At 51.5% G+C, this 231-nt stretch carries 1 tRNA gene; it reads right to left on the reverse strand.

What is annotated here, in order from left to right:
• Positions 1 to 59, reverse strand: a tRNA-Arg gene (locus tag OGW44_RS00710).
• Between the last annotated feature and the right edge of the window lie 172 nt (positions 60 to 231).

The following is a 231-nucleotide window of genomic DNA, read 5'->3' on the forward strand; positions in this document are numbered from 1 at the left end:
GGGAGGATTCGAACCTCCGACCGCTCGGTTCGTAGCCGAGTACTCTATCCAGCTGAGCTACGGATGCATCAGGGAAACTTACTTACTGCAGATTTGATATCGCTGCTAAAGTGATATCGATTTTCTGTAACAACGCTAATGCGCTATTGCAGAGAAGATGGTGCATCCGGGAGGATTCGAACCTCCGACCGCTCGGTTCGTAGCCGAGTACTCTATCCAGCTGAGCTACGG

Origin of the sequence: Citrobacter sp. Cb023 (assembly GCF_030336805.1) — a bacterium.
In the GTDB taxonomy this organism is placed as follows: Bacteria; Pseudomonadota; Gammaproteobacteria; order Enterobacterales; family Enterobacteriaceae; genus Citrobacter; species Citrobacter braakii.